Genomic DNA, 8,248 nt, shown 5'->3' with positions numbered 1-8,248 from the left:
GCTACGGGCCGTGAACCACTCGGTTCGCGGCCCGTAGCCGCGCGTTATGGGGGCGGTTAGGGGAAAAACGCGACCGCCCATGCGTCACCTCGGCGACACTCCCATTACTCTCTACGGGGTGGCGATATCCAAGGTCGAGCGGTTGATGAATCTGGTTATCGCGCTGCTGTCCACCCGGCAGTTCCTGACCGCGGAGCGGATCCGGGAGTCGGTCGCCGGGTACGAGGAGTCCGCGAGCGACGAGGCCTTCAGCCGGATGTTCGAGCGCGACAAGAACGAGCTGCGCGATCTGGGCATACCCCTCGAGATCGGACCGGTGAGCCGGTTGTCGAGTGTCGAGGGCTACCGCATCAACCGCGATGCCTATGAGCTCCCGGACATCGATCTGACCAGCGAGGAATCGGCCGCGGTCGCGGTGGCCGTGCAATTGTGGGAGTCGCCGGAGCTGGCGGCGGCCGCCGAGGGCGGTCTGCTCAAGCTGCGCGCGGCCGGTATTCACGTGGAGCCCGACGCCGGGGTGTCGGCGGTGCCCGCGGTGCCGGCCCGGACGCGCGGCTCGGAGCCGGTGCTCGGCAAGCTGCTCGCCGCGATCGATGCCGGACGGTCGGTGCGGTTCAAACACCGGCAGTCGCACGGGGATCCGGTCGAACGCGATGTCCAGCCCTGGGGTGTGGTGACCCACCACGGCCGCTGGTACCTGGTCGCGCACGACAATGTGCGCGCCGCGCAGCGGGTGTTCCGCATCTCCCGCATCGACGAGGACGTCATCGAGTACGGCCCGGCCAATGCCGTGCACAAGCCCGAGGACCTGGACCTGCGGGCCGTGGTCGCCGAGGTCACCGCGCAGTCGCCGATCACCGGATCGGCCACGGTGTGGGTTGCCCAGGGCCGCGGCCAGGAGATCCGCCGCCTCGGACCGGTCCTGGAGGACCGGGTGCTGGGCGGGCGGCCCGGCTCGATCGTGGAGGTGCCGATCCGGTCCCGCGACTGGCTGGCCCGGCTCATCACCGGACTCGGCGCGGACGCGCTGGTGCTCGCGCCGGAGGACCTGCGCGACAACGTGATCGCGCGCTTGAAGTCGGTGCTGGAGCGGACGGAGGTGACGGCGTGAGTGCGGACGCGTCGCGGAAACGCCGGGGAGACAGCGTGATCGACACTGCCCGCAAGGGTGACGGCGCCCGGGCGTCGGAGGGCGCCAAGGACCGGCGGGGCAGCGCGGCGGCGAGCAGCCGCCTGTCGACCCGGCTGGCCCGGCTGCTCAATATGATTCCGTACTTCCAGGCCAACCCGGGCATCGGTGCGGCGGAGGCGGCGGCCGAACTCGGCGTCACCACCAAGCAGCTGATGACCGACCTGAACCAGCTGTGGATGTGCGGCCTGCCCGGTTACGGGCCCGGTGACCTGATCGACCTGTCGTTCTCCGAGGAGAGCATCGAGGTCACCTTCAGCGCGGGCATCGACCGTCCGCTGCGGCTGACCTCGCTGGAGGCGACCGCGTTGCTGGTGGCGCTGCGCTCGATCGCGGATCTGCCCGGCATGGTGGATCCGAGCGCCGCGCACGCCGCCACCGCGAAGATCGAATCGGCCATCTCCGGACGGGAATTCGCGGGCCCGGAGCTACCCGCACCGGTCGAAGCGCCCGCCGTGGCGACCGTCCGGTCCGCCGTCGAGCACGACCACGCGCTGCGCCTGGTCTACTACTCGGCCAGCCGTGATGTGGTGTCCGAGCGCGTCGTGGACCCGATCCGAATCGTGCTGGTGGACAACAACAGCTACCTGCAGGCGTGGTGCCGGCAAGCCGAGGGCGTGCGCCTGTTCCGCCTCGACCGGATCGAGGAGGCCACCGAGCTCGACGAGCCCGCGCGCCCGCCCGCCGAGGCCGCCCTCGACGAGTCCGCGGCGCTGGACCTGTTCGTCGACGATCCCGCGGTCCCGCTGGCGCGCTTGCTGATTCGCCCCGACTACGCGTGGGTGCTCGAGCAGTACCCGATGCACAAGGTCACCACCCACCCCGACGGCAGCCTCGAGGCCACCATGCGCTTCGCCACCCTGGACTGGATGGCGCGGCTGCTGCTCGGCTTCGGCGCGGGCGTCACCGTCCTCGGTCCCGCCGAACTGGTGACCGCGGTGCGCGAGCGGTCCAGTTCGGCGCTGGCCGCCTACGCCGGACTCGACGACACCGGGCTCGGGAATCTCGCCGGGCTCGAGGAGGTCGGTCCCGCTTGAGTTTCCGGGTGACGGTGCTCGGCGCGGGCAGCATCGGGTGTTATGTGGGTGGGCGGCTCGCCGCGGCGGGCGCGGAGGTGACCTTCGTGGGCCGCCCGCGCATCCTCGACGAGCTGAACACGCACGGCCTGCGGCTCACCGACCTCGACGGCAAGAACGTCACCGTCGAACCGACCGCGTTCCGGACGGCCACCGAGCCCACCGGCGAGGCCGATCTGGTGCTGATCACCGTCAAGTCCGCGGGCACCGCCACCGCCGCCGCCGAACTGGCCGGGGTGCTCGCGCCCGGCACCGTGGTGCTCAGCCTGCAGAACGGCATCGGCAACGACGCGGTCATCCGCGAGATCCTGCCCACCTGCGTAGTGCTGCCCGGCATGGTGATGTTCAACGTGGTCCACCGTGGCGAGGGCCGCTTCCACCGCGGCACCGCCGGCACCGTCGATATCGCCGACGATCCGGTGCTGACCCGATTCACCGGCGTCTTCGCCCGCTCGGGTCTGGGCTTCAAACGCCACGCCGACCTGCTGTCCATTCAGTGGGCCAAGCTGCTGCTCAACCTGAACAACCCGATCAACGCGCTGTCGGGTCGTCCGCTGCGTGAGGAGCTCGGGTCCCGCGACTACCGGCGCTGCCTGGCCCTGGCCCAGCGCGAGGCGCTGGCCGCCATGGCCGCCGCTCGGATCCGCCCGGCCCGGCTCACCCCGATGCCGCCCGAGCTGATGGCGCGGCTGCTGACCGCCCCCGACGGCGTCTTCCGCCGGGTTGCCGGACGTGTGCTGGCCATCGATCCGGTGGCCCGCTCGTCCATGGCCGACGACCTGGCCGCCGGGCGCGCCACCGAAATCCCTTGGCTGTGCGGAGAAATCGTCAGCCTCGGTGCCATGGTAGGAATACCCACGCCGGTGAACCAGAAGCTGATAGAACTCGTGACAGCCGCGGAGAACGGCGACCGGCGCACCTGGTCGGGAGCGGAATTGCTGGCACAACTCGAGGACGCCGTGTGTGACGACGCGGCGAACGAGGGTTGACAACGAGGTTCGCGGTATGCGGGTCCGGTAGCATCGGACTCACCAAGTCTTTGGAGGTAATGGAATGACAGGCGCCATCAGCCCGTGGCACTTGCTGATCGTTGTGCTGATCTTCTTGCTGTTCTTCGGCTCGAAGCGCATGCCGGACGCGGCCCGCAGCCTGGGTCGCTCGATGCGCATCTTCAAGACCGAGGTCAGCCAGATGCAGAACGAGGGCAAAACGGGCGAGGCCGCTCCCGAGGCCCAGGCCCAGCCGGTGCAGCCGCCGGCGCAGCTGCCGCCCGCCCAGCCGGTGCAGCAGCCCGCGGCACAGCCGAACGACCAGCAGAAGGCCTGAATCGGCCACCATCCGGGATGAGCGTGAGCCCATCCCGGATGCGGTGTTGTCCGGGTCCGGGGGCGCACCCGCGCCCACGTCTTCTGTGGCCGTAAGGCGGAGGCAGTCACACTCACATGCGTATTCGCATCCCGTTCGATCCCCGGCGCAGCAAGCGCCGTACGAACCCCGACGGCACCATGTCCCTCGTGGAGCACCTCTCGGAGCTCCGCAAACGCCTGCTCATCGCACTGGCGTGGGTCGCCATCGGCACCCTGTTCGGGTTCTTCTGGTACTCGCACACCCTGTTCGGGATCGAGAGCCTCGGTGAGATCCTGCGCGGCCCCTACTGTGCGCTCCCGGCCTCCTCGCGGGCCAATCTCAGCTCCGACGGCGCCTGCCGACTGCTGGCGACCGCGCCGTTCGAGCAGTTCACGCTGCGACTGAAGGTCGGCACCACCGCCGGCGTGGTGGTGGCCAGCCCCTTCTGGCTGTACCAGCTGTGGGCGTTCATCACCCCGGGCCTGTACGCCAAGGAACGCAAGTACGCGATCGCGTTCGTGGCGGCGGGCGCGTCGCTGTTCATCGCGGGCGCGGTGCTGGCCTACTGGGTGGTCGCGCACGCGCTGAGCTTCCTGATGACCATCGGCAACAATGTCCAGATCACGGCGTTGTCGGGTTCGCAGTACTTCAGCTTCATCATCAAGCTGCTGGTGATCTTCGGCGTCAGCTTCGAAACGCCTTTGCTCATCGTGGGTTTGAACTTCCTCGGGGTGCTCACCTACGAGCGGCTCACCAAGTGGCGGCGCGGGCTGATCTTCGGATTGTTCGTGTTCGCGGCCATCGTGACCCCGCAGGACCCGATCTCCATGCTGGCGCTGGCGTTCGCGCTGACCCTGCTGTTCGAGATCGCGGTGCAGGTCGCGCGGATCAACGACAAGCGCAAGGCCCGCAACGCGCAGGCCTGGGACAAGCTCGCCGACGACGAGGCCTCCCCGCTCGATACCGCGCCCGGCGGCGTGGACGCCGCGACCCCGGTGCCCGGCGCCGAGCCGGTGAGCGCCACACCGGTGGAGAAAACCACGGGAGTCGTGTCGGATTACTCCGATACCCTCTGACGCGTGACATCAAGGTCGCTCACTGGCGAACTGGCGGCATTCACCGCCGAACTGAAATTCGAGCTCGATCCGTTCCAGCGGCAGTCGTGTGCGGCGCTCGAGGGCGGGCACAGTGTGCTCGTCTGCGCGCCCACCGGCGCCGGCAAGACGGTGGTCGGCGAGTTCGCGGTACACCTGGCCCTGGCCTCGGGCGGCAAATGCTTCTACACGACGCCCATCAAGGCGCTGTCGAATCAGAAGTTCGCCGACCTCACCGCCCGCTACGGGCGCGACGAGGTCGGTTTGCTGACCGGTGACCAGTCCATCAATCCGAACGCCTCGGTGGTGGTGATGACCACCGAGGTGCTGCGCAACATGCTCTACGCGGGATCGGATGCGCTGCGCGGGCTTTCGTACGTCGTCATGGACGAGGTGCACTACCTGGCCGACCGTTTCCGCGGCGCGGTGTGGGAAGAGGTCATCCTGCACCTGCCGCCCGAGGTGCGCCTGGTCAGCCTGTCCGCCACGGTCTCCAACGCCGAGGAGTTCGGCGCCTGGATGGAGACCGTGCGCGGCGACACCGCGGTCATCGTCGACGAGACCCGGCCGGTGCCGCTGTGGCAGCACGTCATGGTCGGCAAGCGCATGTTCGACCTGTTCGACCCCAAGTCCAGCGACGCCAAGGTGGTCGTGGACCAGGATCTGCAGCGCTACATCAAGCACCGCGAAGCCGTTGACCGGATGGACAATTGGGGCGTGCCCGGTCGCGGTCGCGGCGGGCCGCGGCGCTCCTTCCGGCCCATGCCGCGCCCCGAGGTGATCTCCCGGCTCGACGACGAGGGGCTGCTGCCCGCCATCACCTTCATCTTCAGCCGCGCGGGATGCGATGGGGCACTGGCCCAGTGCGTGCGCTCGCGCCTGGACCTCTCCCGCGAGGACGATCGCGCGGTGATCGACGAGATCATCGAGAAGCACACCGGGGACCTGCCCAAGAGCGACCTCGAGGTGCTCGGCTACTGGGAGTGGCGCGAGGCGCTGCACCGCGGGTTCGCCGCGCACCACGCGGGCATGCTGCCCGCCTTCCGGCACACCGTCGAGGACCTGTTCGTGCGCGGACTGGTGCGCGCGGTGTTCGCCACGGAGACACTGGCACTGGGCATCAACATGCCCGCGCGCACGGTGGTGCTGGAACGCCTGGTCAAGTTCAACGGTGAGAGCCACGCCGAACTGACGCCCGGGGAGTACACGCAGCTCACCGGGCGCGCCGGGCGGCGCGGCATCGACGTCGAGGGTCACGCGGTGGTGCTGTGGCAGCCCGAGGTCGACACCAGCGCGGTCGCGGGTCTGGCCTCGACGCGCACCTATCCGCTGCGGTCGTCGTTCCGGCCGGGCTACAACATGTCGATCAATCTGGTCGATCGCATGGGCGCGGTGGAATCGCGTGCGCTGCTGGAGCGTTCCTTCGCCCAGTTCCAGGCGGACCGGTCGGTCGTGGGCCTGGTGCGGGGCATCGAACGCAACGAGGCGCAGCTGCGCAAGCTGCGCTCGCAGGTCGGGGACGAGAGCGTCTTCGAGTACATCCAGCTGCGCGAGCGCATCCGCGACCGGGAACGGAACCTGGAACGGCAGGGCCGCACCGACCGGCGGCAGGCCGCGGTGTCGTCGCTGACCGCGCTGCGGCGCGGCGACGTGGTGGCGATTCCGTCGGGCCGCCGGCAGGGGCTGGCGGTGATCCTGGAACCCGATGCGACACCGGGTGATCCGCGTCCGCTGGTGCTCACCGAGGACAAGTGGGCCGGTCGCGTCTCGGCCGCCGACTTCCCGACCCCGGCCGAATCGCTGGGCCGGCTGCGGCTGCCCAAGCACGTGGACCACCGCACCGCGCGAGTCCGCCGCGATCTGGCCTCGGCGCTGCGCAGCACCGGCATCACCGTGCCGCGCCGCCCCCGCACCGCCGGCAAGTCCAAAGCCGCCGACGACCGCGACCTGCAGACCCTGCGGCGGGCGCTGCGCAACCATCCGGCACACTCGCGGCCGGATCGAGAGCAGTTGGCGCGCATCGGGGAACGCTACAACCGCCTCGAACGCGAGACCGAGCACCTGCGCCAGCAGGTGGCGGCCACCACCAACTCCCTCGCGCGCACCTTCGACCGCATCCTCGGGTTGCTCGAGGAACGCGGCTACGTCGAGAACGGCGAGGTCACCCAGGACGGGCGGCGGCTGGCCCGGATCTACGCCGAGGCGGATCTGGTTGTCGCGGAAAGCCTTCGGCAGGGGCTGTGGCGCGGGCTCGGCCCGGCCGAGCTGGCCGCGGTGGTGTCGATCCTGGTGTACGAGTCCCGGCAGGAGGGCGGCTACCTGGGGGCGTCCGGGCCCACCGCGCCCATCCGGCGGGCCGTGGACGCCACCATCGAAGTGTGGTCGCAGCTGCGCTCCGACGAGTCGCGGCACCGGCTGCAGCCCACTCGGGAACCCGACCTCGGTTTCGTCACGGGCGTCTACACCTGGGCGCGCGGCGACGACCTCGCCGACGCCCTGCTCGCCAGCGGGGATCGCGGAAACCCGCTCTCCGCGGGCGATTTCGTGCGCTGGTGCCGCCAGGTCATCGACCTGCTCGACCAGATTCACAGCACCGCCGACGACGTCGAGGTGGCGGCCACGGCCAGCAAGGCGGTGCGCGCCATCCGCCGGGGTGTCGTAGCCGTGGACGCGGCGTAGTAGATACGACTGTGCTTTGATTCTTGGATGTACCGACCGCAGCGGGAGCATGCGCGTGTTCCCGCTCGGGGGGCTAGCGTGAGTACAACGGATTGCTATTGGAGGCAAGCAGATGAGCGGCCCGTACGGACCGAATGACGCCCCGGCGGGGGGCAACAACGATCCGACCCTGCAGTGGAGCGGACAGCAGCCCGCGCCCGGCGCCGGACCGACTCAGCAGTGGGGCGGTCAGCAGCCCGCCCAGCCGACCGCGCAGTGGGGCGATCCGTCGCAGCAGCAGCCCGGCCAGCAGCCGTGGGGCCAGTCCCAGCCGCAGCAGCCCGCCCAGCCCTGGGGGCAGTCGCAGCCGCAGCAGCCGGCCCAGCAGTGGGGGCAGAGCCAGCCGCAGTGGCAGCAGCAGCCGCAGGGTGATCAGCAGTGGGGGCAGTCGCAGCCCCAGTGGCCGCAGCAGGGTCAGCCCGGCCAGCAGGACTGGAACCAGCAGGCCGGGCAGCAGTGGCCGCAGCCCGGTCAGCAGGCGCCCGGGGGCAAGAAGAAGACCGGTGTGATCATCGGCGTGGTGGCCGCGGTCGTCGTGGTGCTGGCCGCGGTCGGCGGCGGGCTGGCCTGGCTGCTGAGCAAGGACCAGCTCGACAACAGCGCCGTGCAGTCCGGGGTGCAGAAGGTCCTCAAGGACACCTACGGCATCGACGACGTGCAGGACGTGAAGTGCCCGTCGGGGCAGAAGGTCGAGGTCGACAAGACCTTCGACTGCACGCTCAAGGTGGGTGGCGAGAGCAAGAAGGTCACCATCAAGATCACCAAGGATGACGGCACCTACGAGGTAGGCCGCCCGAACTGATTTTCGGGGCAAAGCTGTTGGG

The 8,248-nt window shown here is 69.8% G+C and carries 7 protein-coding genes; all 7 read left to right on the top strand.

Annotated elements, in window-relative coordinates; all coding sequences use genetic code 11:
- Positions 1-118 precede the first annotated feature (118 nt).
- The 7 genes from ACFV4K_RS32950 (at position 119) to ACFV4K_RS32920 (ending at position 8,226) form a co-directional block, all read left to right on the top strand.
- Positions 119-1,111, top strand: coding sequence for a helix-turn-helix transcriptional regulator (locus ACFV4K_RS32950; protein WP_379280183.1), 993 nt, complete (start codon positions 119-121; stop codon positions 1,109-1,111).
- A 122-nt stretch (positions 1,112-1,233) separates the two neighbouring features.
- Positions 1,234-2,226 (top strand): helix-turn-helix transcriptional regulator, encoded by a 993-nt coding sequence (locus ACFV4K_RS32945; RefSeq protein ID WP_379280186.1) that lies wholly within the window; start codon positions 1,234-1,236, stop codon positions 2,224-2,226.
- On the top strand, positions 2,223-3,254 hold the full coding sequence (locus tag ACFV4K_RS32940) for a 2-dehydropantoate 2-reductase (RefSeq protein ID WP_379280181.1): 1,032 nt from the start codon (positions 2,223-2,225) through the stop codon (positions 3,252-3,254). Before ACFV4K_RS32945 ends, ACFV4K_RS32940 begins: the two co-directional genes overlap by 4 nt.
- 64 nt (positions 3,255-3,318) lie before the next feature.
- Positions 3,319-3,591, top strand: a complete 273-nt coding sequence (gene tatA, locus ACFV4K_RS32935; RefSeq protein ID WP_357085454.1) for a Sec-independent protein translocase subunit TatA — start codon at positions 3,319-3,321, stop codon at positions 3,589-3,591.
- A 122-nt stretch (positions 3,592-3,713) separates the two neighbouring features.
- Positions 3,714-4,688 carry a twin-arginine translocase subunit TatC gene (gene tatC / locus ACFV4K_RS32930; RefSeq protein WP_379280185.1) on the top strand — a complete coding sequence of 325 codons (975 nt, stop codon included), beginning with the start codon at positions 3,714-3,716 and terminating at the stop codon, positions 4,686-4,688.
- Between the two features lie 3 nt (positions 4,689-4,691).
- Positions 4,692-7,385 carry a DEAD/DEAH box helicase gene (locus ACFV4K_RS32925; RefSeq protein ID WP_379280179.1) on the top strand — a complete coding sequence of 898 codons (2,694 nt, stop codon included), beginning with the start codon at positions 4,692-4,694 and terminating at the stop codon, positions 7,383-7,385.
- A 112-nt stretch (positions 7,386-7,497) separates the two neighbouring features.
- A complete protein-coding gene (locus ACFV4K_RS32920; RefSeq protein ID WP_379280178.1) occupies positions 7,498-8,226 on the top strand; it encodes a DUF4333 domain-containing protein in 729 nt (242 codons plus the stop codon).
- Positions 8,227-8,248 lie beyond the last annotated feature (22 nt).

This window comes from Nocardia sp. NPDC059764, from assembly GCF_042732555.1.
In the GTDB taxonomy this organism is placed as follows: Bacteria; Actinomycetota; Actinomycetes; order Mycobacteriales; family Mycobacteriaceae; genus Nocardia.
This window is presented reverse-complemented; position numbering and strand designations above follow the sequence as displayed.